At 64.9% G+C, this 25,365-nt stretch carries 26 protein-coding genes and 1 tRNA gene; 14 read left to right on the top strand and 13 right to left on the bottom strand.

Translation table 11 applies throughout. The features are described from left to right. The first annotated feature begins 298 nt into the window (after nucleotides 1–298). The 11 genes from TW83_RS07445 to TW83_RS07395 all read left to right on the top strand — a co-directional run bounded on the left by TW83_RS07445 (nucleotide 299) and on the right by TW83_RS07395 (nucleotide 10,574). Nucleotides 299–910 carry an autoinducer binding domain-containing protein gene (locus TW83_RS07445; protein WP_045982146.1) on the top strand — a complete coding sequence of 204 codons (612 nt, stop codon included), beginning with the start codon at nucleotides 299–301 and terminating at the stop codon, nucleotides 908–910. Between the two features lie 61 nt (nucleotides 911–971). Next, nucleotides 972–1,562: an acyl-homoserine-lactone synthase gene (locus tag TW83_RS07440; RefSeq protein WP_045982145.1), complete on the top strand. Its 591-nt coding sequence runs from the start codon at nucleotides 972–974 to the stop codon at nucleotides 1,560–1,562. Nucleotides 1,563–1,625: 63 nt separating this feature from the next. Then, on the top strand, nucleotides 1,626–2,942 hold the full coding sequence (locus tag TW83_RS07435) for a replication-associated recombination protein A (protein ID WP_045982144.1): 1,317 nt from the start codon (nucleotides 1,626–1,628) through the stop codon (nucleotides 2,940–2,942). A 32-nt stretch (nucleotides 2,943–2,974) separates the two neighbouring features. Further along, nucleotides 2,975–3,334: a CrcB family protein gene (locus tag TW83_RS07430; protein WP_045982143.1), complete on the top strand. Its 360-nt coding sequence runs from the start codon at nucleotides 2,975–2,977 to the stop codon at nucleotides 3,332–3,334. Continuing rightward, nucleotides 3,331–4,386 (top strand): RluA family pseudouridine synthase, encoded by a 1,056-nt coding sequence (locus tag TW83_RS07425; RefSeq protein ID WP_045982142.1) that lies wholly within the window; start codon nucleotides 3,331–3,333, stop codon nucleotides 4,384–4,386. The genes TW83_RS07430 and TW83_RS07425 overlap by 4 nt, the downstream gene beginning before the upstream one ends. Beyond that, nucleotides 4,383–5,039, top strand: a complete 657-nt coding sequence (locus tag TW83_RS07420; protein ID WP_045982141.1) for an HAD-IA family hydrolase — start codon at nucleotides 4,383–4,385, stop codon at nucleotides 5,037–5,039. Before TW83_RS07425 ends, TW83_RS07420 begins: the two co-directional genes overlap by 4 nt. Then, nucleotides 5,036–5,749 carry an ATP12 family protein gene (locus TW83_RS07415; protein WP_045982140.1) on the top strand — a complete coding sequence of 238 codons (714 nt, stop codon included), beginning with the start codon at nucleotides 5,036–5,038 and terminating at the stop codon, nucleotides 5,747–5,749. The genes TW83_RS07420 and TW83_RS07415 overlap by 4 nt, the downstream gene beginning before the upstream one ends. 169 nt (nucleotides 5,750–5,918) lie before the next feature. Continuing rightward, nucleotides 5,919–6,944 carry an amino acid ABC transporter substrate-binding protein gene (locus tag TW83_RS07410; RefSeq protein ID WP_045982139.1) on the top strand — a complete coding sequence of 342 codons (1,026 nt, stop codon included), beginning with the start codon at nucleotides 5,919–5,921 and terminating at the stop codon, nucleotides 6,942–6,944. A gap of 120 nt (nucleotides 6,945–7,064) precedes the next feature. Then, nucleotides 7,065–8,321: an ABC transporter permease subunit gene (locus TW83_RS07405; RefSeq protein ID WP_045982138.1), complete on the top strand. Its 1,257-nt coding sequence runs from the start codon at nucleotides 7,065–7,067 to the stop codon at nucleotides 8,319–8,321. Nucleotide 8,322: 1 nt separating this feature from the next. After that, nucleotides 8,323–9,777: an amino acid ABC transporter permease gene (locus TW83_RS07400; protein WP_045982137.1), complete on the top strand. Its 1,455-nt coding sequence runs from the start codon at nucleotides 8,323–8,325 to the stop codon at nucleotides 9,775–9,777. Between the two features lie 11 nt (nucleotides 9,778–9,788). Further along, nucleotides 9,789–10,574 (top strand): amino acid ABC transporter ATP-binding protein, encoded by a 786-nt coding sequence (locus TW83_RS07395; protein ID WP_045982136.1) that lies wholly within the window; start codon nucleotides 9,789–9,791, stop codon nucleotides 10,572–10,574. 36 nt (nucleotides 10,575–10,610) lie between these two features. On the opposite strand, the gene TW83_RS07390 is transcribed toward TW83_RS07395, so the two are convergent. The 10 genes from TW83_RS07390 to rpmH form a co-directional block, all read right to left on the bottom strand. Beyond that, nucleotides 10,611–11,129 carry a histidine phosphatase family protein gene (locus tag TW83_RS07390; RefSeq protein ID WP_045982135.1) on the bottom strand — a complete coding sequence of 173 codons (519 nt, stop codon included), beginning with the start codon at nucleotides 11,127–11,129 and terminating at the stop codon, nucleotides 10,611–10,613. Between the two features lie 91 nt (nucleotides 11,130–11,220). Beyond that, nucleotides 11,221–12,120, bottom strand: a complete 900-nt coding sequence (gene argB, locus TW83_RS07385; RefSeq protein ID WP_045982134.1) for an acetylglutamate kinase — start codon at nucleotides 12,118–12,120, stop codon at nucleotides 11,221–11,223. 63 nt (nucleotides 12,121–12,183) lie between these two features. Further along, on the bottom strand, nucleotides 12,184–12,834 hold the full coding sequence (gene yihA / locus TW83_RS07380; RefSeq protein WP_045982133.1) for a ribosome biogenesis GTP-binding protein YihA/YsxC: 651 nt from the start codon (nucleotides 12,832–12,834) through the stop codon (nucleotides 12,184–12,186). After that, nucleotides 12,831–13,592 carry an MOSC domain-containing protein gene (locus TW83_RS07375; protein ID WP_045982132.1) on the bottom strand — a complete coding sequence of 254 codons (762 nt, stop codon included), beginning with the start codon at nucleotides 13,590–13,592 and terminating at the stop codon, nucleotides 12,831–12,833. The genes yihA and TW83_RS07375 overlap by 4 nt, the downstream gene beginning before the upstream one ends. After that, entirely contained in the window at nucleotides 13,589–15,451 is a 1,863-nt protein-coding gene (gene yidC, locus TW83_RS07370) for a membrane protein insertase YidC (protein WP_045982131.1), read from the bottom strand. Before yidC ends, TW83_RS07375 begins: the two co-directional genes overlap by 4 nt. Nucleotides 15,452–15,603: 152 nt before the next feature. After that, nucleotides 15,604–16,878 (bottom strand): EAL domain-containing protein, encoded by a 1,275-nt coding sequence (locus tag TW83_RS07365; protein ID WP_162198031.1) that lies wholly within the window; start codon nucleotides 16,876–16,878, stop codon nucleotides 15,604–15,606. 79 nt (nucleotides 16,879–16,957) lie between these two features. Continuing rightward, nucleotides 16,958–17,845 (bottom strand): tRNA 2-thiocytidine(32) synthetase TtcA, encoded by an 888-nt coding sequence (ttcA, locus tag TW83_RS07360; RefSeq protein WP_045982130.1) that lies wholly within the window; start codon nucleotides 17,843–17,845, stop codon nucleotides 16,958–16,960. Then, nucleotides 17,829–18,092 carry a membrane protein insertion efficiency factor YidD gene (yidD, locus tag TW83_RS07355; protein ID WP_045982129.1) on the bottom strand — a complete coding sequence of 88 codons (264 nt, stop codon included), beginning with the start codon at nucleotides 18,090–18,092 and terminating at the stop codon, nucleotides 17,829–17,831. Before yidD ends, ttcA begins: the two co-directional genes overlap by 17 nt. Beyond that, the gene (gene rnpA / locus TW83_RS07350) at nucleotides 18,089–18,418 is read right to left on the bottom strand and encodes a ribonuclease P protein component (RefSeq protein ID WP_071209473.1); all 330 of its coding nucleotides are present in this window, start codon (nucleotides 18,416–18,418) and stop codon (nucleotides 18,089–18,091) included. Before rnpA ends, yidD begins: the two co-directional genes overlap by 4 nt. 113 nt (nucleotides 18,419–18,531) lie before the next feature. Then, nucleotides 18,532–18,666: a 50S ribosomal protein L34 gene (rpmH, locus tag TW83_RS07345; protein WP_042247969.1), complete on the bottom strand. Its 135-nt coding sequence runs from the start codon at nucleotides 18,664–18,666 to the stop codon at nucleotides 18,532–18,534. Between the two features lie 250 nt (nucleotides 18,667–18,916). Between rpmH and TW83_RS07340 the strand changes: the two genes are divergently transcribed. Both TW83_RS07340 and TW83_RS07335 read left to right on the top strand, forming a co-directional pair. Beyond that, nucleotides 18,917–20,338, top strand: a complete 1,422-nt coding sequence (locus TW83_RS07340) for a HAMP domain-containing sensor histidine kinase (RefSeq protein ID WP_045982127.1) — start codon at nucleotides 18,917–18,919, stop codon at nucleotides 20,336–20,338. Nucleotides 20,339–20,422: 84 nt separating this feature from the next. Further along, nucleotides 20,423–20,499 (top strand) — tRNA-Arg (locus TW83_RS07335). Between the two features lie 596 nt (nucleotides 20,500–21,095). Here the strand turns inward: TW83_RS07335 and TW83_RS07330 are convergent. Then, nucleotides 21,096–21,833 carry an outer membrane beta-barrel protein gene (locus tag TW83_RS07330; protein WP_157001393.1) on the bottom strand — a complete coding sequence of 246 codons (738 nt, stop codon included), beginning with the start codon at nucleotides 21,831–21,833 and terminating at the stop codon, nucleotides 21,096–21,098. Between the two features lie 13 nt (nucleotides 21,834–21,846). Beyond that, nucleotides 21,847–23,163 (bottom strand): amidohydrolase family protein, encoded by a 1,317-nt coding sequence (locus TW83_RS07325; protein ID WP_239441306.1) that lies wholly within the window; start codon nucleotides 23,161–23,163, stop codon nucleotides 21,847–21,849. Between the two features lie 775 nt (nucleotides 23,164–23,938). Here TW83_RS07325 and TW83_RS19760 point away from each other — a divergent pair. Further along, entirely contained in the window at nucleotides 23,939–24,703 is a 765-nt protein-coding gene (locus TW83_RS19760; protein WP_162198030.1) for an alpha/beta fold hydrolase, read from the top strand. 440 nt (nucleotides 24,704–25,143) lie between these two features. On the opposite strand, the gene TW83_RS07315 is transcribed toward TW83_RS19760, so the two are convergent. Then, the coding region (locus TW83_RS07315) for an integrase core domain-containing protein (protein ID WP_045982123.1) at nucleotides 25,144–25,365 on the bottom strand (222 nt) is incomplete at its 5' end.

The raw sequence follows: 25,365 nt of genomic DNA, 5'->3' as shown, positions 1-25,365 counted from the left end.
TCGCGCAGCCCGGATGGGCCAGTGATTTAAACCCCGTCGCAAGAGATTGCGGCGGGGTTTGCTAATTTAGCACAGCCAAAACGCGTTGACGTAGAGGAACGAAAAATTCTTCACCTTCCGCGAGTGGCTTCGCGTATGTATCATCCACGGACGGAATGTTGGTGAGCGTAGCGCCGATTCCGCGAGGGAGGGTGATGTATTTTATCGCGAAGCCGAGGACGTTAACCAAATCGAAACTTCGATGGGTCACAACTTGTTTGAACCTTGACCTCAATCATTTCAACATATCCAAAAAGCCATGTCATCTCGTGCAGACATAAATGCAGATCTCCGAAAGCTGGGCAAGCATGCCCTGTCCGGCTATTTCGTGGGGCTGCATATCCGTTTCGCTGCACCGCTGATGCAGTTTCAGACCTATGACGAAAAATGGTCCGAATTTTATTCCCAGAACGGCTATGCCCTGCGCGATCCGACAATCGCCTGGGGGTTCTCGACGACCGGCGCCTGCCGGTGGTCCGCGCTGCCGATCCCAGACCCGTTCAACATCCTCAAGGATGCCGCAGATCACGGGCTGATCTTCGGTCTGACCGTGTCCCACGGTCCGATCGCATCGCGCACCATCGCGTCCTTCGCGCGCGCTGATCGCGAACTTTCCGATGCCGAGATCGAGGAGATCTCGACCACGGTACGGCGGCTTCACGACATGACCGAGCCGCCTGCGAGCCTGACAAAGGCTCAGAAAGAAGCCCTTCGATGCATTGCGGAGGGGGATCGTCATGCAGCAGCGGCTGCCAAGCTTGGCATTACCGAAAGCGCGTTCAAGGCAAGGTTGATTTCTGTCCGGGAACGCCTGAAGGCGCGGACGACCGCCGAGGCGCTGCAGAGGGCCAAGGAATACCGTTTGCTGTAGATGTGTCGCCCAAGGGGTCCGCGAGGCGAGGAAGGGTGCCCTCACACCCCAGGAGTATCAGATGCAGACGACAACACTTTCTTTTTCAAATCTTCACAACCACGGCGAATTGTTTGCCAACCTGTTTCGCGCCCGCAAGCAGAGCTTCATTATCCAGAAGAACTGGGATTTGCCCGAATCCGAGGATATGGAGTTCGACCAGTACGACACCCCGCAAAGCCGCTGGATCGCTATCCATGACCGGACCGAGGTTCTGGCCGGAATCCGCCTGACCCCGACGACCGCGCGCTGCGGCATCTATTCCTACATGATCCGCGACGCGCAGGAGGGGATCCTGGGCGGCAGCATTCCCCAGGACCTGCTGTTCGAGAAGGCGCCCGTCGACCCACATGTGTGGGAATGCTCGCGCGTGTTCGTCAGCCACTCCATCCCGCAGATGTACCGGCGCAAGGTGCACTTCAAGATGGTCGAGGCGATGACCGGATCGGCCCGTGACATGGGCGCGACCAAGCTGATCGCGCTGACCGGGTCGAACTGGCCGCGCTGGTACGGCCGCTGCGGCCTGTCCGCCGTCGCCCTGGGGCGTCCGCTGTTCATCGACGACGGCGAGTTCCAGTGCGTGGCGATCGACCTGGCCACCAAGATGCACTGACCGCCGATGGCCCTGCGAACAGGGCTGTCGCGCCTGCCCGGACATGCCTAGAATGGGCGCGTCATGGCAGATCTGTTCGATACCGCACCGCAGGCAGACCCCCCGTCCGGGACGGGGGCAAGGCCGCTGGCCGACCGCATCCGACCCACCCGCCTGTCCGAGGTCATCGGTCAGGCGAAGGTGCTGGGCCCCGATGGGCCGCTTGGCAGCATGCTGGCATCGGGCAGCCTGTCGTCGCTGATCCTGTGGGGCCCGCCGGGCGTCGGCAAGACGACCATCGCCCGCCTGCTGGCGGACGAGACAGATCTGGCATTCGTGCAGATCAGCGCCATCTTTACCGGCGTGCCCGACCTGCGGAAGGTCTTTGACGCCGCCCGCCTGCGGCGGAGCCAGGGTCGCGCCACGCTGCTGTTCGTCGACGAGATCCACCGGTTCAACAAGGCGCAGCAGGACAGCTTTCTGCCGCATATGGAGGACGGCACGATCCTTCTGGTCGGCGCCACGACAGAGAACCCGTCCTTCGAGCTGAACGCCGCGGTCATGTCGCGGGCCCAGGTCGTCGTGCTGGAGCGTCTGACGCTGGCCGATCTGGAACTGCTGGCGCAACGCGCGGAACGCGAGCTGGGACGCAAGCTGCCCCTGACGGCGCAGGCGCGCGACACCCTGCTGGAGATGGCCGATGGCGACGGCCGTGCCGCGCTGAACCTGATCGAGCAGGTGGCCGCCTGGAAGGTCGAGGGCAAGGTCGATCCCGACGCCTTGGCGAAACGTCTGAACAAACGTGCGCCCAAGTACGACAAGTCAGGCGAGGAGCATTTCAACCTGATCTCGGCCCTGCACAAGTCGGTGCGGGGCAGTGACCCGGACGCCGCGCTGTACTGGCTGGCGCGCATGCTGGAGGGGGGAGAGGACCCGCGCTATCTGGCGCGGCGTATCACGCGCATGGCGATCGAGGATATCGGCCTGGCCGATCCTGCCGCCGCCCGGCACTGCCTGGATGCCTGGGCGCTGTACGAGCGGCTTGGTTCGCCCGAGGGGGAACTGGCCCTTGGCCAGGCGGTCATCTATCTGGCGCTGGCGCCGAAATCGAATGCTGGATACGCGGCCTACAAGAACGCTCGGGCCGAGGCCCGGCGCACCGGCAGCCTGATGCCCCCTGCCCATATCCTGAACGCGCCCACCAAGATGATGAAGGAGCAGGGATACGGCGCGGGCTATGCCTATGACCACGATGCCGAAGACGGGTTCAGCGGCCAGAACTACTTCCCCGACGGGCTGAAGCGCCCGGTCCTGTACACGCCCGTCGAACGCGGGTTCGAACGCGAGCTGAAACGCCGCCTGGACTGGTTCGTCAGCCAGCGGCTGAAGCGCGGCGGTTGACTTTGCGCGCGCGGGGCCACACAGACGCGCGCATGAACCCCTTTCTGCAAGTCGCCATTGGCGGGGCCCTTGGGGCGACCTGCCGCTATGCCACCTATCGCGTCATGCCGCTGGCATGGTCGGCGACGCTACTGGTCAATGTGGCGGGCAGCTTTGCGATGGGGCTGCTGGCCGCATTGCTGGCGCACAGGCTGGGCAATGCCTGGGCGCCGTTCCTGCTGACCGGCGTGCTGGGGGGATTCACGACGTTTTCGGCCTTTTCGCTGGATGTGCTGACGTTGTGGGAACGGGGTCAGGGCGTCATGGCACTGGCCTATGTGGGGCTTTCGCTCCTGCTGTCGCTGGCGGCCGTGATGGCCGGACTGGCCTTGGGACGAGGGATTTGGGCATGAGTGCCGTGCAGACCATCATTGTCGGCGACGACGACGCAGAGATGCGGCTGGATCGCTGGCTGAAGAAACGCTTTCCGCAGCTGTCGCAGGTGGCCATCGAGAAGATGTGCCGCAAGGGAGAACTGCGCATCGACGGGGGGCGCGTCAAGGCCGCCACCCGCATCGCGCCGGGCCAGGAGGTCCGCGTGCCGCCTCTGCCCGAACCCGGCCCCGCGGCCGAACGGTCTGAACGCCCGCTTGGGCCGCGCGTGACCGACAGCGATGCCGAGATGATCCAGGCCGCCGTCCTGTGGAAGGACGAGCATATCATCGCGCTGAACAAGCCGCCGGGTCTGCCCAGCCAGGGCGGCAGCGGGCTGGGGGGGCGTCATGTCGACGGCCTGACCACCGCGCTGCTGTTCGGGTTCAAGGAGCGTCCCAAGCTGGTGCACCGGCTGGACAAGGACACGTCGGGCGTCCTGCTGCTGGCGCGGACCGACCGCGTGGCGCGGGCCCTGTCCGAGGCGTTCCGGTCGCGTACCACGCGCAAGATCTATTGGGCGGCGGTCGCGGGCGTGCCGCATCCGCGGATGGGCACGATCCGCTATGGCCTGGTCAAGGGCGGGCAGGGCCGGGGCGGCGACAACGAGAAGATGATTGCCGTCCACCCCCGCGACATCGACGCGACCGAGGGCGCGAAACGCGCCACGACCGATTACGCCGTGCTGGACGCGCTGGCCACGCGGGCCAGCTGGTGCGCGCTGGTGCCGATCACGGGCCGCACCCATCAGCTGCGCGCCCATATGGCCGAACTGGGCCATCCGATCGTGGGCGACGGCAAGTACGGCGGATCGGGGCAAGAGAATCTGGGCGATGGCTGGGGCGCCCAGCTGGGCGGAGAGATCAGCAAGAAGCTGCACTTGCACGCGCGCTCGATCACCTTCGACCATCCGATCACCAAGAAACGCATGACCATCACCGCGCCCTTGCCCGACCATATGGGCAGGACCTGGAAATCCGTCGGCTGGCACGAGAACGACGTGCCCGACGATCCGTTTGCGGACGATGCATGAGGCTGGTCGTCTTTGACGTCGACGGCACGCTGGTCGACAGCCAGAACCACATCACCCACGCGATGGGCTTTGCCTTCGACCAGGTCGGCCTGACGCCGCTGCCGAAATCGCAGGTCCTGTCCATCGTCGGGCTGTCGCTGCCCGTGGCGGTCGCCCAGCTGGCGCCCGACGTTGATGCGGACACGCAGGCGCGGATCGTGGCGGGCTACAAGGAAAGCTTCATGCGCGCGCGGCTGGACAGTGCCGCGCCGCTGTATCCGGGCGCGATGGAATGCCTGGACCGGCTGGCCGACCGCGACGACCTGCTGCTGGCGGTGGCGACGGGCAAGTCGCGCCGAGGCCTGGATGCGATGATCGCGGCGCACGGTCTGCAGGGGCGGTTCCTCAGCCTGCAGACGGCGGACGGGCATCCCTCCAAGCCACACCCCTCGATGCTGCACGCGGCCCTGGCCGAGACGGGGACCGAGGCCGGACGCGCCGTCATGGTCGGCGATACCAGCTTTGACATGGAGATGGCGCGGGCGGCCCGGCTGGCCGGTTTCGGCGTCAGCTGGGGCTATCACCCCGCGCATGCGCTGCAGGATGCCGGGGCGATCCGGATCCTGGACGATTTCACCGGACTGACAACGGCCATCGAGGAGTGGGCGGCATGAGCGAATGGAAGGCGCGCAGGTTCTGGACCGATGCGGACCTGCGACCCGCGGATGGCGGGTTCGAGATCATGCTGGACAGCCGCGTTCTGCGGACGCCCGGAAAGCATGCGCTGGTCCTGCCGACCGAGGCGCTGGCCCGCGCCGTGGCCGACGAATGGCTGGCCCAGGGCGAGGTGATCGCGCCGCAGACCATGCCGCTGACCCGCGCCGTGAACTCTGCCGTAGAGAAGGTGGCCCCGCAATTCGATGCGGTCGCGGCCATGCTTGCCAATTATGGCGGCACCGATCTGCTGTCCTATCGGGCAACCGATCCGCAATCGCTGATCGACCTGCAGGCGCGCGAGTGGGACCCGCTGATCGACTGGTCTGCCCGGCATCTGGACGCGCCGCTGCGGGTCACGCAGGGGGTGATTCCCATCGATCAGGACCAGGGTGCGCTTGACCGCCTGCATGCGCGGGTACGCGCGCAGGACCAATGGGGGCTGACCGCGCTGCACGATCTGGTGACGATTCCAGGATCGCTGATCCTGGGCCTGGCGGTGATCGAGGGTCGCATCGATGGAGCCGAGGCGCACCGCCTGTCCCGCATCGACGAGGATTTCCAGGCCGAACGATGGGGCGCGGACGAAGAGGCGGCCGAGGCAGCCGAGGGCCGGCGCCTGTCCATACTTTCGGCAGAACGGCTGTGGAGCCTGTCCCGCCGGGGTTGAAAGCGCTTGCGCGACCGGACGGGGTTCTTGACGCGGCAACTTGTATCGGCACAATACCGCCTAATAGGACGGCAGCCGCTGTCGTGCTATGCCGACAAGGACCCCCCGAAGGGTCCGCATCAGCGTTCGCGGACCGATCGGCCGCGGGCGCTCCAACACAGAGGTAACTATGAAAAAATCGGTTTTCCTGGGGACGGCGGCCGCGGCGACCCTGCTGGCAGGCATGGGCATGGCCCAGGAGGGGTCGACGCTGGCCCAGGTCAAGGAGCGCGGCGAGCTGAACTGCGGCGTCAACACCGGCCTGGTCGGATTCGCGGCGCCCGACGCCAGCGGTAACTGGACCGGCTTTGACGTCGCGTTCTGCCGCGCGCTGGCCGCAGCCGTCCTGGGCGATCCCGCCAAGGTCAAATTCGTGCCGACCACCGGCCAGACGCGCTTTACCGCGCTGTCGTCGGGCGAGGTGGACGTCCTGGCCCGCAACTCGACCTGGACCTATTCGCGCGACACCGACCTGAAGCTGGATTTCATCGGGGTGAACTATTATGACGGCCAAGGCTTCATGGTCCGGTCCGATCTGGGCGTGACCTCGGCCAAGGAACTGGACGGCGCGACGATCTGCATCCAGACCGGCACCACGACCGAGCTGAACCTGGCCGACTATTTCCGCGCCAACAACATGACCTATACGCCGGTCAACATCGACAGCAATGCCGAGGGCGAGCAGCAGTACATGGCCGGCGCCTGCGACGCCTATACCACCGACGCGTCGGGCCTTGCGGCCACCCGTGCGGCCTTTGCCGACCCGGAAACCCACATCATCCTGCCCGAGATCATCTCCAAGGAACCCCTTGGGCCGGCCGTGCGCCACGGCGACAGCAACTGGGGCGACATCGCCCGCTGGACCCTGAACGCGCTGATCGCCGCCGAAGAATACGGCGTGACCTCGCGCAACATCGAGGAGCTGGTCCGGTCGTCCGAGAACCCCGAGGTTCAGCGCCTTCTGGGCACCACGGACGAGCTGGGCGCGATGATGGGCCTGGACGCCGAATGGGCGCGTCGCGCCATCCTGGCGGGCGGCAACTATGGCGAGATCTTTGCCGCCAACATCGGCGAGCAGACCCCGATCGGCCTGGCCCGCGGCCTGAACGCGCAATGGACCCAGGGCGGCCTGCTCTACGCACCGCCGTTCCGCTGATCGGCTGACACGACAGGGGGTCGGACCCATGACGGGCCCGACCCCGACCCTCCATCAACGATAATCCTGCCCAAGCGAAAAACGGCGCAAAGCCGATGGCAGGCGACAGGGGTAAGAAAGATGACGGACATCCGGGCAACGGCGACGCCGCCGTTCCGGCTGAGCATGCTGGTCAACGACCAGCGGTATCGGTCCCTGACATTTCAGGTCATCGTGTTCATTCTGGTCATGGCCGCCGCATGGTGGCTGGTCGACAACACGATCCGCAACCTGGCCCTGATGGGCAAGAGCTTCGATTTCGGGTTCCTGTTCCAGCGCGCGGGCTATGACATCCCGCAGACGCCGATCCCCTATACCGCCGACGATTCGCACCTGCGCGCATCGGTCGTGGGCCTGCTGAACACGCTGATCGTGGCGGTGCTGGGCTGCATCGCGGCAACGGTCCTGGGCGTGATCGTGGGCGTGTCGCGCCTGTCCAAGAACTGGCTGTTCGCCCGGCTGATGACCGTCTTCGTCGAGATCTTCCGCAACATGCCGCTGCTGCTGTGGATCCTGATCGTCTATGCGATCTTCACCGAGATCCTGCCGCCGCCCAACGCCTTCCGGGGCGAGGCCGCGACATCGGGGATGATCCTCTTTGACCACGTGGCGCTGACGAACCGCTATACCGCGCTGCCCACGCTGGCGATGATGAACGATCCGGGCAGCCTGGACCTGGGCGCGCGCATCACCTTCAACTGGGCCACCATCGCCTTTGTCGTGCTGCTGGTCGGGGGGTGGTTCGCACGCCGCATGATCGCGTCCTGGGCGCAGGACGTGCAGGACCGCACCGGCAGCCGGCCCACCACCTGGTGGATGTCGCTGGCGGTGATGATCGTGCCGTCGCTGCTGCTGATCTGGTATTTCGGCCTGCATCTGGAGCCGCCCACGCTGCAGGGCTTCAACTTCACCGGCGGGCTGAACGTGTCGAACTCGCTGGTCGCGCTGTGGCTGGCGCTGACGCTGTACACCGCCGCCTTCATCGCCGAGATCGTGCGCGCCGGCATCCTGGCCGTCAGCCGCGGCCAGTCCGAGGCGGCATTCGCCTTGGGCCTGCGCCCGAACCGCACCATGAGCCTGGTGATCCTGCCGCAGGCGCTGCGCGTGATCATTCCGCCGCTGATCTCTCAGTACCTGAACCTGACCAAGAACAGCTCGCTGGCAATCGCCGTGGGCTACATGGACCTGCGCGGCACCCTGGGGGGGACGACGCTGAACCAGACCGGCCGCGAGCTGGAGGCCATCGTGCTGATGATGCTGACCTATCTGGCCCTCAGCCTGATCATTTCCGCGGGGATGAACGTCTTCAACGCCCGCGTCAAACTGAAGGAGCGGTGAGATGAGCGACACCCACGCCCAGACCGTGCCCTTCGTGCGCGACACCATGCTGCCCTCGGCCGCGCCGCCGGTCCGCGAATCGGGGGCGATCCGCTGGCTGCGGACGAACCTCTTCTCGGGGCCGGTCAACACGGTGCTGACCCTTCTGGGGGCGCTGATCATCTGGTTCCTGGTCTCGACCTTCTGGGACTGGTTCGCCCATTCGGTCTGGAACGCCTCCAGCCTGAACGAATGCCGCGCGATCATCGCGGCCACCTGGGGCGAGGGCGCCCGCGGCGCCTGTTTCGCGGTGATCCGCGAACGCTGGAACCAGTACGTCTTCGGCTTCTATCCGGTCGAGCTGTACTGGCGGCCCACGATGACCTTCGGCCTGCTGATGGTCGCGCTGGCGCCGGTGCTGTTCTCGGCCTCGCTGTCGATCCGCCGCGTGGTGCTGGGCATCACCGCCGTCGTCACGCTGTGGGCGATGGTCGTGCTGGGCGCACCGGCGGGCTGGCTGATCTTCGCGGCCGCGGTGCTTGTCGCGGGACTGGTCGCATCAGAGCGCAACATCAGCTGGATGCTGCCCTTCTCGCTGGTCTATCCGCTGCTGGGCGTATGGTTCCTGTGGGGCGGCACCCTGTGGGGGCCGATCTTCGTGCTGGTCGGGCCGCTGCTGGGCTGGCTTGCCTGGCGTGCGCTGTCACGCGTGTCGCCGATGCTGGCGACGGTCGTGGCGATCCTGGTGACGGTGTTGTTCTGGCTGGTGCTTGCAGGTGACGCGGCCCGCGATGCCGAGGCGCTGCTTCCGCTGTCGATCGACGCGGTGCGGTCGGACCGTTTCGGCGGCTTCCTGCTGTCGCTGACCATCGGGGTGGCGGGCATCGCGCTGTCACTGCCCCTGGGCATCGTTCTGGCGCTGGCGCGTCAGTCGGACATGTTCCTGATCAAGTCGCTGGCGGTGATCTTCATCGAGTTCATCCGCGGCGTGCCGCTGATCACGCTGCTGTTCGTGGCTTCGCTGCTGCTGAACTACTTCCTGCCCCCGGGCACCAATTTCGACATCATCCTGCGCGTCATCATCATGGTGACGATCTTCGCCGCCGCCTACATGGCCGAGGTGATCCGCGGCGGTCTGGCCGCGCTGCCCAAGGGGCAGTACGAGGCCGCCGATGCCCTGGGCCTGGACTACTGGAAGGCGCAGCGCCTGATCGTGCTGCCGCAGGCGCTGAAAATCTCGATCCCGGGGATCGTGTCGACCTTCATCGGCATGTTCAAGGACACGACGCTGGTGACCTTCGTGGGGCTCTATGATCCGCTGAAATCCATGTCGGACGCGGTGCGCGCCAATGTCGAATGGAAGGGCATCTACTGGGAGCCGTTCATTTTCGTCGGCGCCATCTTCTTTCTCATCTGCTTCGGCATGTCGCGATACTCGATGTATCTGGAACGCCGCCTGCAACGCGACCACAGGTAAGGACCCTGGTTATGGAACACATCGAACGCCGCATCGACCGCAGCCAGATGACCGTCAGCGACGAGGTCGCCATCGACATCCGCAACATGAACAAGTGGTACGGCACGTTCCACGTCCTGCGCGACATCGACCTGACCGTGCACAAGGGGGAACGGATCGTCATCGCCGGTCCGTCGGGGTCGGGGAAATCGACCCTGATCCGCTGCATCAACCGGCTGGAGGAGCATCAGGCGGGCCATATCGTCGTCGACGGGGTCGAACTGACCAGCGACATCAAGAACATCGACAAGGTCCGTTCCGAAGTCGGCATGGTCTTTCAGCACTTCAACCTGTTTCCGCACCTGACCGTGCTGGAGAACTGCACCTTGGCGCCCATCTGGGTGCGCAAGGTGCCACGCAAGCAGGCCGAGGCGACCGCGATGCGGTTCCTTGAAAAGGTCAAGATCCCCGAACAGGCCGGGAAATATCCGGGCCAGTTGTCGGGCGGCCAGCAGCAGCGCGTGGCCATCGCCCGGTCGCTGTGCATGCAGCCCAAGATCATGCTGTTCGACGAGCCGACCAGCGCCCTGGACCCCGAGATGATCAAGGAGGTCCTGGACACCATGATCGAGCTGGCCGAGGAGGGGATGACCATGATCTGCGTCACTCACGAAATGGGCTTTGCGCAGGCCGTGGCGAACCGGGTAATCTTCATGGATCAGGGTCAGATCGTCGAGCAGAACAATCCCACCGACTTCTTCAACAACCCGAAATCCGAGCGGACCAAGCTGTTTCTCAGCCAGATCCTGGGTCACTGATCGACGGCGGGGGCGCAAAGCCCCCGCCGGACATCCTCAGATGCGCCCGTCCAGGCGCACGAAATCCATCACGCTGCCCTGACCCTTCTGCAGGTCGGCCCAGCTGTCGATCTGGAAATCCACCACCAGCGTTGCGCCGGTCGGATAGCGGCGGAAATCCGGGTCCATCGGCAGGCGCGCGGGCAGCATCGATGCGAATTCCGAAATGCCCGGGTTGTGGCCCAGCATCATCACCGTCGGCATCGTCGCCGTCTTCAGCACCGCCATCATCTTTTCCGCGCCCGCCTGATACAGGCCCGGCTCGATCCTCATCAGCGGCCGTACCTCGAGGGGAGCACCGGCGATGACGGCCCAGGTTTCCTGCGTGCGGGCCGAGGACGAACACAGGACCTCCTCGGGTTCATACCCGCGGCTGGCCAGCCAGTCGCCCAGGGCGCGCGCGGACCGGCGACCGCGGTCGTTCAGCGGCCGGTCGTGATCGTCCAGGGTGGGATCGTCCCAGGCCGATTTCGCATGACGCGTCAGGATCAGGCGTCTGTGTCCAAGTGGGGTCATGAAAATGCTGCCTCTTTGTGCCATGCTGTCGGTTTCGGCAGCCTGCCACAGGCGCTGGCGAAGGGGCAAGCGCCCTTCGCCAGCGCCCCGATCACAGGCTGCTGGCGACCTGACGCAGGCCGCGCGGGGTCACGCGCGGTTCGGTGGTCCGGATCAGCGATCCGGCGCCGTGTTCGGTGAACAGCTCCAGCAGGCAGGCGTTGGGCACGCGTCCGTCCAGGATCACCACCGCACGCACCCCGTCGTCCAGCGCCTTCAGCGCGGTCTCGGTCTTGGGGATCATGCCGCCGGCGATCTGGCCGTCGGCGATCATCGCGCGGACCTGGTCGGGATGCAGCTGCGTGACCACCTGGCCGGTCGCGTCCTTGACGCCCGCGACATCGGTCAAAAGCAGCAGGCGGTCGGCCTTGAGCGCGCCGGCGATGGCCCCCGCCGCGGTGTCGCCGTTGACGTTGAAGGTCTCGTTATCCTCCATGCCGGTGGCGACGGGGGCGATGACCGGGATCATCCCGGCGGTATACAGGTCGCGAATGATCTGGACGTTCATCTCGACCGGGCGACCGACGAAACCCAGTTCCGGGTCGTCGGCCTCGCACACCATCATGTCGTCGTCCTTGCCCGAGATGCCGACCGCGCGGCCCCCTGCGTCATTGATCGCCTGGACGATGCGCTTGTTGACCAGGCCGGACAGCACCATCTCGACAACCTCGACGGTCTCCTTGGTGGTGACGCGCTTGCCGCGGACAAAGCGGCTCTCGATGCCAAGGCGACCCAGCAGGTCGTTGATCATCGGCCCGCCGCCATGGCAGACGACCGGGTTCATGCCGACCTGCTTCATCAGCACGACGTCGCGGGCGAATTCGGCCATCGCCTCGTCGTCGCCCATGGCGTTTCCGCCGAACTTGACCACGACGACCGCCCCGGAATAGCGCTGCAGGTAGGGCAGAGCTTCGGATAGGGTGCGTGCGGTGGCGATCCAGTCACGGTTCATGTTCTGTGTTCTCATCCTTGGGGCCCCGATCTGACGGGGCGGACCCTAGGACGCATGCGCCGATCAGTCCAGCCCGGCGATGATCGCGCGCAGCGTGGCGATGCCCTGGTTCTTTTCGGAGCTGGTGACGACCAGTTCCGGATAGGCGGCAGGGTGTTTCTGCAACGCTTCGCGCACCTGGTCCAGGACCGGGGCCAATGCGTTCGGGCCCAGCTTGTCGGTCTTGGTCATCACCACCTGGAACGGCACCGCGGACCGGTCCAGCAGGGTCATGATCTCGTGGTCGACATCTTTCACGCCATGGCGCGAATCGATGAGGCAGAACGCGCGGCGCAGGGTCTGACGCCCGGCCAGGTAGGATTTCAGCAGCGCTTGCCATTTCGCGACGACGGCGACGGGGGCCTTGGCAAAGCCATAGCCCGGAAGGTCGACCAGATAGGAGTGCTCGCCCAGGGCGAAGTAGTTGATCTCTTGCGTGCGGCCCGGTGTGTTCGACGCGCGGGCCAGACCCTTGCGGCCGGTCAGCGCGTTGATCAGGCTGGACTTGCCTACGTTCGATCGGCCCGCAAAGCAGACTTCGGGACGGTTCGGCGGCGGCAGGCCGTCCATGTGGACGACGCCCTTGACGAAATCGACCGGCCCCGCGAACAGCAGGCGAGCCTGCTCTGCCTTGGAGGCTTCGGGATCGGGGGCGGTGGGAAAGGCGACTTTCATGCGTGGACCTGATCTTGCAGGCGGACCGGACCGCCGGTGACAACCTCGGCGAAGATGCCGAAATCGGTGTGGCCGTAAAGCCGGTCCAGCGTCTGGACCATGTCGATATCGCGCGTCCCGCTGTCGGTATCCGCGCTGGTGGCGTCGCAGCGGCCGACATGTTCGGTGACCCGCAGTTCTGCCGCGCCGATGCGGATGGTGCGGCCGATCAGGTCGCGCTCCGCAAAGGGCGCCCAGCCATCGACCCACAGGTTGCCGCGCCACCGATGCGTGCCGAAGGCCTGGCCGCATTGAGCTTCCAGATGGGCGAGGCTGGACAGGGACAGGATGGACACAAAGGGCCGCTTCTGATCGGTCCAGACGGCCGCTCCATGCACCAGCCGGGTGGGGGCAGGGGCATCGGTCGGCCAAAGCGGGCGCAACCAATCGATCAACTGCTGTCCCTGGGTGGCAGGATCCAGCACCAGCGTGCCAGCCCGCGGGTGGGACAGGTGCAGCATGCCGTCCCGCCACCCGCCGACGATGGCCTGCAGGTCGGCCGAGACGACGCCGCGCAGGAAGCAGGATTTGGGCAGCCAACGATCCGGCTGTCCGTCGGTCTGGTGGGCCAAGGCGTGGCGTTCACCGGCCTCTGTCAGCACCGCCCATTCACGATCGCCGGGCAGGCGACGGCCGGTCTGCAGGGTGACCTGCTCCAGCCCCTCTCCGCCGACCGACTTGATCGGATGGCGGCGGATCAGGGCCAGATGCGCGGTCACTTTCCTGCGCCGGGCTTGTTGCCGGGACGCTTGCGCGTGGGCATCGACGACTTGATGTTGCCGAACAGGTCCGGACGGTGCCCGTGCATCGACATGATCGTGTACTGCTGCAGGATCGTGATCACGTTGTTGGTGATCCAGTACAGCACCAGACCCGAGGCGAAGCCGCCCAGCATGAACATGAAGATCCACGGCATCCAAGCAAAGATCATCTTCTGCGCGGCGTCCGTGGGGGCCGGGTTCAGACGCTGCTGCATCCACATGCTGATGCCCAGGGCAATCGCCAGCGCGGGCAGCGTGACCGAGTGCAGCAGCGTCCCCTGTGCCGGCACGCCATAGGGCAGCAGGCCATAGAGGTTCAGCAGGCTGGACGGGTCGGGTGCGGACAGATCCTGGATCCAGCCGAACCACGGTGCATGGCGCAGTTCGATGGTGACGAAGATCACCTTGTAGAGCGAGAAGAAGATCGGGATCTGCAGCAGGATCGGCAGGCAGCCCGCGGCAGGGTTCACCTTTTCCCGCTTGTAGAGCTCCATCACTTCCTTCTGGAACTTCATCCGGTCGTCACCGGTGCGCGCCTTGATCTCCTCCATTTGCGGCTGCAGTTCCTTCATCTTCGCCATCGAGATGTAGGACTTGCGGGCCAGCGGAAAGACAAGCGTCTTCAGCACGAAGGTCAGCGCGATGATCGCCCAGCCCATGTTGCCGATGATGCCGTGCAGCCAGTGCAGCAGCTGGAAGATCGGCTTGGTCAGGAAGTAGAACCAGCCCCAGTCGATCGAATCGACGAAGCGCTGGATGCCGGGGGTCTCCTCATAGCCGCGGATAACCTCCCAGACCTTGGCGCCGGCGAACAGGTAGCTGTCGGCGCTCAGCTGGGTGCCGGGCTCCACGGTCTGCATCGGGAAGCGGGCCTCGGTCTGATAGATGTCGGCGCCGTCGGCGTATTTTACGACCGCGGTGAAGGCCTGGCCGGGCGCGGGGGCCAGCGAGGACATCCAGTACTTGTCGGTGAAGCCGATCCAGCCGTTGCCGGTGACGTTATAGACCTCGGCCCGGCCTTCGCGGTCGATCGGGTCCAGTTCGGCGACGTCGTCGTATTTCATCTCGACCAGGGTGCCGTCGACCATGCCGACCACGCCTTCGTGCAGGATGAAGTTGTTCTGAGTGTCGGGGCGGCCATGGCGCGCGATGATGCCGTAGGGCGCGGCCGAGAACGCGGCATCGCCGTTGTTCTGCAGGCTCTGGCCGACGGTGAACAGGTAGTTGTCGTCCAGCGCGAAGGTCCGGCGGAAGATCTGGCCCGCGCCGTTGTCCCATGCCAGCGTCACCGGCTGACCGGGGGACAGCGTCTCGCCCGATTCCAGCGTCCAGACGGTTGCGGGGTTCGGAACCAGGCTTGCGTCCACGCCCGGTCCGGGCGTCCAGCCATAGACGACGTAATAGGGTTTGTACTGGGCGCTGTCGACGGGGATGCTGTCATCGGCCGTCGCGCTGGACGGCGTCAGCAGCCGCACGTCCGGTGACCCCTCGTCGCGGGTTTCCTGATAGCGGGTCAGCAGAAGGTCGTCGATGCGACCGCCGGCCAGCGAGATGGACCCCGACAGCGCCGACGACTGGATCGCGACCCGGCCGGCGGGTTCTGCGGCATCCGGCTCGGCCGCCAGGTCGGCGGGGGCCGTCGTGGCCGCTCCCGTTCCGGGGGTGGCCAGCGGCTGGTCGCCCACGACCTGTTCCGTCAGCGGCTGCCCCGAGGGCTGGTCGGAGACGGGTTCGGGGGCGAAGACCGTATACCATACCAGGATCACCAGAAACGACAGGACCGTTGCCAGGATCAAATTGCGGTTGTTGTCTTCCATTCCGTCACCACCGTCATCGCGTCAGTCTGGGCGGTTCAACAGAACGCACCCCCAAAGGTCAAGCGGATTTGCCATTTGACGCAGGAATGCAAGGGAATTCGCCGAAACGCCCCGCGCGTGCGACCGCGGGGCGCGGGTCCATGGGGCGGGTGTCAGCCGCGCAGGCCGATCGTGGGAAGGCGCGCCGCGGCGTCCGCGTGGCTGGCCAGGAAGTCCAGGCTTTTCGTCAGCGGCATGGGCCGGGCGATGGCATAGCCCTGGACCTCGTCGCAGCCCATCTGCGCCAGGAACGCATATTCCTCGCGGGTTTCAACCCCTTCGGCCAGGGCCGCGATGCCCAACCGCTCGGCCAGGGCCAGGATCGCCAGGATCATCCGCTGTTGGCCGTTGTCGATGTCGCAGGCCGTGACGAAGCTGCGGTCGATCTTGATGCGGTTGATGCCGAACTGTCGGATCGCGTCCAGGCTGGCATAGCCGGTGCCGAAATCGTCCAGGTCGATCTGGCATCCGGCCTCGGCCAGCTTGCGCAGGTTCTCGCGGGTCTCTCCGCTGCTGGTGACGGGGCCCACGCTTTCCAGCACCTCGACCACCAGGCGGCGTGGAGAGATCTCGTGGCGATCCAGCTCCCACAGCAGGCAGTCGGCAAAACCGCGGTCCGACAGTTCGCAGTTCGAGATGTTGATCGACACGGTGGGCACGTCGAACCCGGCCTTGTCCCAGGTCTTCAGCGCGGCCATGGACTGCGCCAGCATGAACAGTGTCAGGGTGTTGTGATCGGCAGGCGACATGTGCGGCAGGAACACCCCCGGGGCAAGGATGCCGCGGGTCGGGTGGTTCCAGCGGGCCAGCGCCTCGAACCCGGTGATCTGGCCGGAATTGCAGCACACCTGCGGCTGGAACCATGCCTCCATCTGCGCCGCGACCACCGCGTCGCTGACGGTCGCGATCAGGCCCGGGCCGGACAGGGCAGGGTCGTAGGGATAGAGGCGCAGCTGGCCCAGGGCGCAATCCTCGACCAGGTTCATCCGCTGGCGGGCATTGTCGACCAGCGCGGTGATCGAGGGCAGGTCGGGGGTCGTTGCATGGATCAGAACGCCGGTCATCACCGGGGTGACCTGCTGGCCCGACAGGGCGACGGGCGTCTGTCCCTGCTGGTGCAGCCTGCGCGCGACCTGCAGCGCGTCGCGGTCGGTCCGGTCGCGCAGCACGAAGGCGAACAGGCCCGGCGCCAGCACCTGCACCGGATCATAGGGACGCACCGCGCCACCCAGGGTCATCGACAGCTGCACCATAAGGTGCCCCATCGCGGCCTTGTCCAGGATGTTGCCCAGGGCTTCGGTGTTCTCCAGCCGCATCAGCAGCAGGCTGCGGGACAGGTCCTGACCCCGCTTGGCGCCGCCAAGCAGCCTGCGGAGGGGCGAGAACAAGCGGTTCGCATTCTTTGACATACCGGACCTTTCACGGAATCACCGGGGTCAGGAATAGATCAAATTGCTTGTCGTACCGTTAATGTTCCCCGGCCAGATCGCGCAGGATCGGCGGAAGGGCGGGCTTATCACCCTGTTCGGGCGGGAAAATCGCGGAAAAATCGAATAGTTCAGTATCCAGCAGGTGCGACGGCCGGACATTCATCAGCGACCGGAACATCACCTGCCGTCGTCCGGGCGTCCGCGCCTCCCATTCGTCCAGCATGCGTTTCACCTGGACGCGCTGCAGCCCTTCCTGGCTTCCGCACAGATCGCAGGGGATGATGGGATAGTTCATCGCCCGCGAAAAGCGGTCGCAATCGTCCTCGGCCACATAGGCCAGCGGGCGCAGGACGGTCAGGTCGCCATCCTCGTTCAGCAGCTTCGGCGGCATGGTGGCCAGGCGACCGCCATGGAACAGGTTCATGAAGAACGTCTCCAGCATGTCGTCGCGGTGATGGCCCAGCACGACGGCGGAACAGCCCTCCTCGCGCGCGATGCGGTACAGGTTGCCTCGGCGCAGACGCGAACACAGCGCGCAATAGGTGCGGCCGGCCGGGACCTTCTCCTTCACGATGGAATAGGTGTCCTGGTATTCGATCCGGTGCGGCACGCCGCGCGCCTTGAGGAACTCGGGCAGCACCGTGGCCGGAAAGTTGGGCTGCCCCTGGTCCAGGTTGCAGGCCAACAGCTCGACCGGCAGCAGCCCGCGCCACTGCAGCTCGTGCAGGATCGCCAACAGGGTATAGCTGTCCTTGCCGCCCGACAGGCACACCAGCCAACGGTCGCCGGGGCGGACCATCGCGTAATCCTCGATCGCGGCACGGGTCTCGCGGACCAGCCGCTTGCGCAGCTTGCGGAACTCGGTCCCCTGGGGGGCGCCCGCGAACAGGGGGTGGATCTCGGTGGTGTCAGCGTCGTCCAGCATCGCGGGCCCTTTCATGGTCGGGATCGGCGCCGGGCACCGGGTCATAGCCGTGCCCGCCCCAGGGATGACAGCGCCCGATGCGTCGCAGGGCCAGCCAGCTGCCGCGCAGGGCGCCGTGGCGGGCCAGCGCATCCAGCGCATAGGCCGAACAGGTCGGCTGGAACCGGCAGCCATGCCCGACCCAAGGAGAGGCCAGCAGCCGATAGCCGCGCACCGGCAGCGCGACAAGGCGCGCCAGCGGGCTCATGCGTGGATCTTGGCCATGGCGCGCGCGAAATCGCCCTGCAGATCGGCAAAGGGCCGGGCGATGGTCGCTTCGGGGCGTCCGACCAGGACATAGTCCCATCCGGCATGACCCAGATCGCCCAGCCCAAGGCGGGCGACCTCGCGCAGGCGCCGCTTGGCCCGATTGCGGGCCACGGCATTGCCGATCTTCTTGGAGCAGGTGAAACCGATCCGTGCCGGGCCGTCATCGTCCCGCCTGCGGGCCTGCAGCAGGAAGCCCGGCATTCCCTGACGGCGCGCACGGGCGGCGGCCAGGAAATCGGCGCGTTTCTGCAGGACGGGCGGCATGCGAAATGCCGCCGTGCCGACATCCTTGGGCTGAACTTCAGCAGGATGGGGCAGAGGCGGCATGTCGAAAGCCTTTACGTGGCGGTCGTGACCGCCGGCAGGATCACGAATGATCAGGCCGACAGACGCTTGCGGCCCTTGGCGCGGCGGCGGTTCAGCACCAGACGGCCGCCTTTGGTGGCCATGCGGGCGCGGAAGCCGTGACGGCGCGCACGAACGAGGTTCGACGGTTGGAAGGTGCGCTTCATGATCAGTCTCCGGGTCGGTTCTTGCGGGGCGGATCGGGACGGGGCAGATTGCAGAAGACTGCCCTGCGCCACGACGCCGGTTGTTCGAAGCCCGCTGGATAGTGGACCCGCAGGCCCACGTCAACCATCCAAACCGGTAAATCACGGGCCAATCGGTCCGGGAACCGGGTCACGATCACATTCGTTTGATGTGCAAACCCGCAATCGCTTGGCTGACAAGTCCGGCCCGCGACACCATAACCCGGACACGATGCGACTGAACACGATCTCTGGCCGATTCGCCGCGCTGACAACCATGTTCGTCATCCTGGCAGAGCTGTTCATTCTGCTGCCATCCTTGGCGGGCTTCCGGCTGGACTATCTGGAGAGCCGGCTGGAACGGGCGCAGATCGCCAGCCTGGCCCTGCTGGCCACCGACGAATCGATCGCCCTGGACCTGGAGGCCGAGCTCCTGCAGACGGCCGGCGTGTTCAACGTCGTGCTGCGGCGCAACGACGTGCGCCAGCTGGTCCTGTCGTCGCCCATCCCGGGCCCGATCGCCGCGACGTATGATCTGCGGTCCGAAGGCGTGCTGCACACGATCGGCGATTCGCTGCGGGCGCTGGCCGACCGACAGAATCGCGTGATCCGCGTCATCGGCGCACCGGTGAACCAGGCGGGCCAGCTGATCGAGATCACCATGGAGACCGCGCCGCTGCGTCAGGCGATGATCGACTACGGCCTGCGCCTGCTGGCGGTATCGGCCGCGTTCTCGATCCTGACGGCGGTCCTGCTGTTCACAGCCGCGCAACGGATGATCCTCGTGCCGATCCGCCGCGTGATCACCCACATGTCCGCCTATGCCAGCGCGCCCGAGGACAGCCGCCACATCATCATCCCCGACGCGCGCCTTGCGGAACTGCGCGAGGCCGAGACCGCCCTGCAGTCGATGCAGCAGACCGTGACCTCCGCCCTCAAGCAGAAGGAGCGGATGGCACAGCTGGGCCAGGCGATCGCAAAGATCAGCCACGACCTGCGCAACATCCTGACCACGGCGCAGATCTTTGCCGACCGTCTGGAGGACAGCGCCGACCCCAAGGTTCGTCGCGCCGCGCCCAAGCTGGTCAATTCGATCACCCGCGCCGTGAACCTGTGCGAGACGACGCTGGCCTTCGGCAAGGCCGAGGAGCCTGCGCCGACGCTGTCACGCTTCAACCTGGCGCAGCTGGCTGCCGAGGTGATCGAGGCCGAGACCCTGGCAGGGGAGGCGGCAGGGCGGGTCGAGTTCCTGACCGACATTCCCCCCAGCCTGGTGATCCGCGCCGATCGCGATCAGCTGTACCGCGTGCTGGCCAACCTGGCCCGCAATGCCCGCCAGGCGATCGAGGCGACCGGCGGCCCCGGCACGGTCGAGATTGGCGCCGGCGAGGCAGAGAGCGATTGGTGGATCAAGGTATGCGATTCGGGACCGGGCCTGCCGGACAAGGCGCGCGAGTACCTGTTCAAGCCCTTCACGGGCAGCACGCGCCGCGGCGGCACGGGCCTGGGTCTGACGATCGCGGCCGATCTGGTGCGTGGGCACGGGGGCCGGCTGATCCTGCTGCGCAGCGATGCCGAGGGCAGCCAGTTCTGCATCCACATCCCCCGCGGGATGGCCGATCTGTCGGCCCGCGCCGACGCCGCGGCGCGCTGAAGGACGATTTGCCAAAAGGAGTCATCTTTTTGTCTTTTCGCCCTTGCATCCCCCCGGCGTGGCCGCTAATTCCCACCGCATGTTGCACCCGTAGCTCAGCTGGATAGAGCACCAGACTACGAATCTGGGGGTCGGGCGTTCGAATCGCTCCGGGTGCACCATTTTTCCTTTTTTGTGAACACCATGCAAAATTGCCGTTTCTGTTACGGCTTTGCCTTTTAGGTGACCCGACATCTCCGCCCGCTCCTTCTTGTTCCGCCAGTGGTGAAGCCAGCGCTGCGTTTCACTTTGGATGACCTGATGTCATTCGAAGGGCAAAGCAGGGTGGGCGCAGCCCGACCTGCGGCCGGACGGTGATCCGACACACGGGGCTGGAGCGGTGAAATTGGGAGGGACCCGCGCGCTTGCGCGTGGGAGGAACCGGATCTCTCCGTGGAGGCTGACGCGCAGCGGCACCACAGCCCGTGTTCGGATCGCCGGCCGGATGGCAGGCGAAAAACGAAATGAAAGATCGTCAGCGGTGCCAGTGCGAAGCGGAGGCGCGGCTGTCTCCTGGATCAGCGATCGCGGTGCCCGCGATCACCATATCTCTGAAAAGCAGCCTCTCGACTGCCAGGCAGCATGGACGCGAAGAGCCTATAGACGACACTCATGCCACCTGCAGCTAATGCAGTCGCAGCATGAGCGCTCGGCCTATCGCAGCAACTCAGCCTCCGTCGCTAACCGCGCAACATCATGCGCTAGCAGTCGCGGCAACTTAGAACCGCAAGGTTGCTCCAATGATCGGCCCCGCCATCGTCATGTCAATCCGGGTACCGCCATCACGATAATCCACATTCAGCTGCCGATAGCCGCCAGAAAGATAAAGCTGATCGGTTACTTGATAGTTGGCAGTAGCGACGATCTGGCTGGTGTCATGTGAGCCTCCGACGTCAAATCCACCATAATCGGCATAGAACAGGGCGCTCCAGCGCGGCGACAGGGTGTAGTTCACACGAACGGCCAAGACCGGGTCAGCAAAGGACTTGTCGCCGCTGCGCGTGATCGCGCCACCAAAGACGTCGGCTGTCCCTTCGATCTGCCACAGTCGTGCGCCCGCCAGGACGTCCATGTGCATTTCCGGCAGATCGACTGCCCTGTAGCCACCCAGCAGGGTCAGCGAGCTTTGGCGGATCTTGGCGCGCGCTGGAATGCCTGGCGGCACCATCCCCTCTTCGCTGGCCGACGCGATACTGAGGTCACCCATCAACACGAAGCGGTCGCGGCGGGCATAGCCAGACAGGAAGATGGCGCCGTCCAGATTGTCGAGGACGTCCGACAGGGACTTGTCGACCTCGACGGTTGTGGCGCCGGTGAAGGGCGTGACATCGCCGCCGAGGCCAGCACCCCAGACATAGGCCGTGGCCTGGCCCTGCCAGGCACTGTCCTGCGCGGCAGCGGGCAGGACAGGCAGAACGATCACGGCCATCGCCGCCAGCAGCTTGGTCAAACGCATCGTCATCTTCCTTTCACAGGCTGTTCTTGTGGATGCGGCCGTTCTTGACGATCAGCCGCAGATTGCCGGTGTCCTCCAACCAGGCGAGGCTAGCCTCCGGATCGCCTTCGACGACCAGCAGGTCGGCAAAGGCTCCGGGCGCGATCACGCCAAGCTGGCCGTCATAAGGGGCCCGCGGTCCCGACATGGCCAGCAGCTGCCCCGCCGCCCCGGTCGCACGATGCAGCGCCTCCAGCGGCGACATGAAGCGCGCCAGCTTGGTCAGATGCCGGCCCTGCTTTTCGGCCCCGCCGAACAGCACGTCGCTGCCAAAGGCCCAGTTCACGCTGTGCGTCCGCGCAAGATCAAAGGCCCGCATGGTGCCCTCGGCCACCATCTTCTGCGCGGCGATGGCGGCAGGATCGGAATACTGGTTCGAATCCTCGTCGGCCAGGAAGGGCTGCAGCGACCACCAGACGCCGTTATCGGCCATCATTCGGACTGTCTCCTCGTCAGCCAGCTGGCCGTGTTCGATGGACTTCACGCCGGCGCGGATGCAGCGCTGAATCCCGCGCGAGGTATAGACATGGGCGCAGACATATGTGTTCCAGTCGTCGGCCGCCTGAACGGCCGCGCGCATCTCCTCTTCCAGGAACTGCGTGGAATCGATTGGATCAGAGGGAGAGGCGACCCCACCGCCCGCCATGATCTTGATCTGGCTGGCACCCTTCATAAGCTGCTCGCGCGTCCGCCGAAGCACGTCGGCGGGCCCGTCGGTAATGGCAGTCATGCCGTTTTGCATGGCGTAATCCGCCTTGTCCGACGGCATCAGCGGCAGTTGGTTGGGAAAGCGGAAATCGCCATGCCCTGATGTCTGAGAAATCATTGCGCCCGACGGGAAGATGCGGGGGCCTTCGACCACACCCCGGTCAATCGCGGCCTTCAGGCCAAAGGCAGGTCCGCCCACATCACGCACGGTGGTGAAACCGCGCTGTAGCGTGGCACCGGCCTGCTGGCCGGCCAGCAGATGGACCAGCCCGATATCCTGCGTCAAGGCAACGACCTGACTGACCGATGCCAGCGTGGCATGCCAATGCGCATTGATCAGTCCGGGGATCACGCTGCGCCCACCGCAATCGATGCGTTCGGCGTCCTCAGGGCCCTGACCGGCCGCCGGAAGCCCGGCGATGCGCCCGTCTTCGATCAGGATGTCGACGCCCTGGCGCATCGACAAGGTCTCTCCATCGAACAACCTGAGGTTGGTCAGTAGCAGAGGGCGGGCCGGGGTCTGGGCGCGAAGCTCCCGCGGTGCAAGGCCGAAACCCGCGAACATCCCGACCACGGCCGCCATGCCGCCGATCATCTGTCGACGAGATATGTCGGCCTCGATCCGGCGCATCGCCGTCTGCGTCTCTGGCCGTCCGCAGTGACAAAAACTCTGTGTTCCCGGCTTGTTGACACCCTCAAAACAGGCAAAGCACATCGCGCACCCTTTGTCGTTGTGACCGCAAGCCCGGCAAAAATATCGAGCCCTCTTCACAAAAAGGTAACCTTAGGTTGCGTTAGTTTCATACAAGAAAAATCTCGTATTTCTGCCGCCGTCGTGCGTCATCATGACACGCAGATGTCCCGCTATGCTTTATTGAGGATGTTCGGGTTTCGGCAGACGGCACTCAGCGCGAAAGGAGACATCTCGCTGAGTATTCCTGCCAGTAAGCACGAGTAGCCAAGTGTCTAGGCAGCCGTCGCATCGGCAAAGAGGAGTTGCCAGAATGATAGGATGGTCCAATAGACCTTTCTGTTTTGTTCCCGGACATCAGATGCGATCCATCACTGCGGCATTTTTAGTTATGACAATTTCCGCCTGCGGCGCACGTCCAACGAACGAGGTGCTTCGCCCGACCTCGGCGATAGTTGAAGATGCACAGATCACGCAGGTCTACGTCGCAACCACGCGTGCCCCCCGTACGGCAGGCAGTACAGACTTTGGATATGTCCCATCACTTGGTCCCAGCTATGCCACCTTCTTGGTGTCGACACCCCCCGGACACCAAACGGGGCGGATAGAGTGGCCAGGGGGTCAGACTGACCCGGCCACCAGCTTTGCCACGGTGGACAGCACTATTATGAGGGAAGACGAATTCCGAACAGCGGTGTCCAATGACCCGCGCAAGGGATCAGGTGTTGTCGTCTTTGTTCACGGCTTCAATCACAACTTCCCCGAGGCACTCTATCGATTGGTGCAGCTTTCCGTCGATTCCCGGGCTGATGGAGTGCCGGTGCTGTTTTCGTGGCCGTCTGCGGGGTCCCCTTTTGCTTATCTGGCTGACAAAGATGCGGTGGCTTTCTCGCGTGACGGGCTGGCGCGAACGCTGTCCGCGCTGGTCGACGACGCCGAGGGCGCCCCAGTCCAGGTCGTTGCGCATTCGATGGGGGGGCTACTGACCATGGAGGCTCTGCGACAATTAAAGCTGGAAGGACAAGATGATGTTCTGGACCAGTTGTCTGTCGTCATGGCGGCCCCGGACATTGACCCCGATGTTTTCCGGGCGCAGATTGCCGTGATCGGTCCGATGGCCCGAACGATGACCCTTCTGGTCTCGCAGGACGATCGAGCCTTGGATTTGTCATCCCGGCTCTCCAGCCACCGGGCCCGGGTTGGCGCGCTGGACGTCGCCGATCCCAGGGTGGAAAGAGCCGCACGCGCTGCCAACATCGCGATTGTGGACATATCGGCTCTGCCAGCGTCGAACCGGATCAACCATGACCGCTATGTCGAATTGTCCGCAATCTACGGGGAGCTGAACTCGGAGCAGTCACCATATCGCACAGGCGCCACTGCATTGAGCGAGGCAGGGGTGCATGTGCTCGATGCGTTTCTGAGGAACTAGGGGTAGTCTCGACGGGGTCCGACGTCTTTGCTGCGTATTGTCGGATTGCGAATGACTTAGCGGAGCAATCGTCCGCTCTTAAACTGATACAGTAGCGGCTATGCTGCACAAATTACAAACTGCATTTCACCGTTTGCGGCGATCCCTAGGAACAGAGGGCCAGTAACGCTGCACCTGCAGCGAACGACCGAAAGGTCCCGCATAGCCGGCGGTTCACGATAGCCCCCATCCGTCATTTATGCGGGACCTTCCAGAAGTCCGCTGCAGTTGCAGGACTCGTGTACCCGTCAACTCAAAGGCCGATACGAAGGAAGGAAAGCCGACTTTCGCTGCGCCTGCTCTATGCTTGCTGTGCACCTCTTGTCACTGTTGATTTCCACCCAGAACTGAGCCGGGTATGGAGTGAACCCCATGGGCTGGGCCACATGGCACCATTCGAACTAAGCCGCTTTCTGGGCAAACAGGGTTTCGAATTCCTCGGGGGTTCTGTAGCTGAGGGCTGAGTGAAGCCTTCTCGTGTTGTAGATCTGCTCAATGAAGATCGGCAAGCGGACTGCCACATCGGCAAAAGTCTCGTAACCGGCTCGATAGACCTCCTCGACCTTCAGGGTTTTCATAAAGCTTTCAGCCTGCGCGTTATGATGTAAGCGCGACGCGGCCCC

Source organism: Paracoccus sp. S4493, from assembly GCF_000967735.1.
Lineage (GTDB): Bacteria > Pseudomonadota > Alphaproteobacteria > Rhodobacterales > Rhodobacteraceae > Paracoccus > Paracoccus marcusii.
This window is presented reverse-complemented; position numbering and strand designations above follow the sequence as displayed.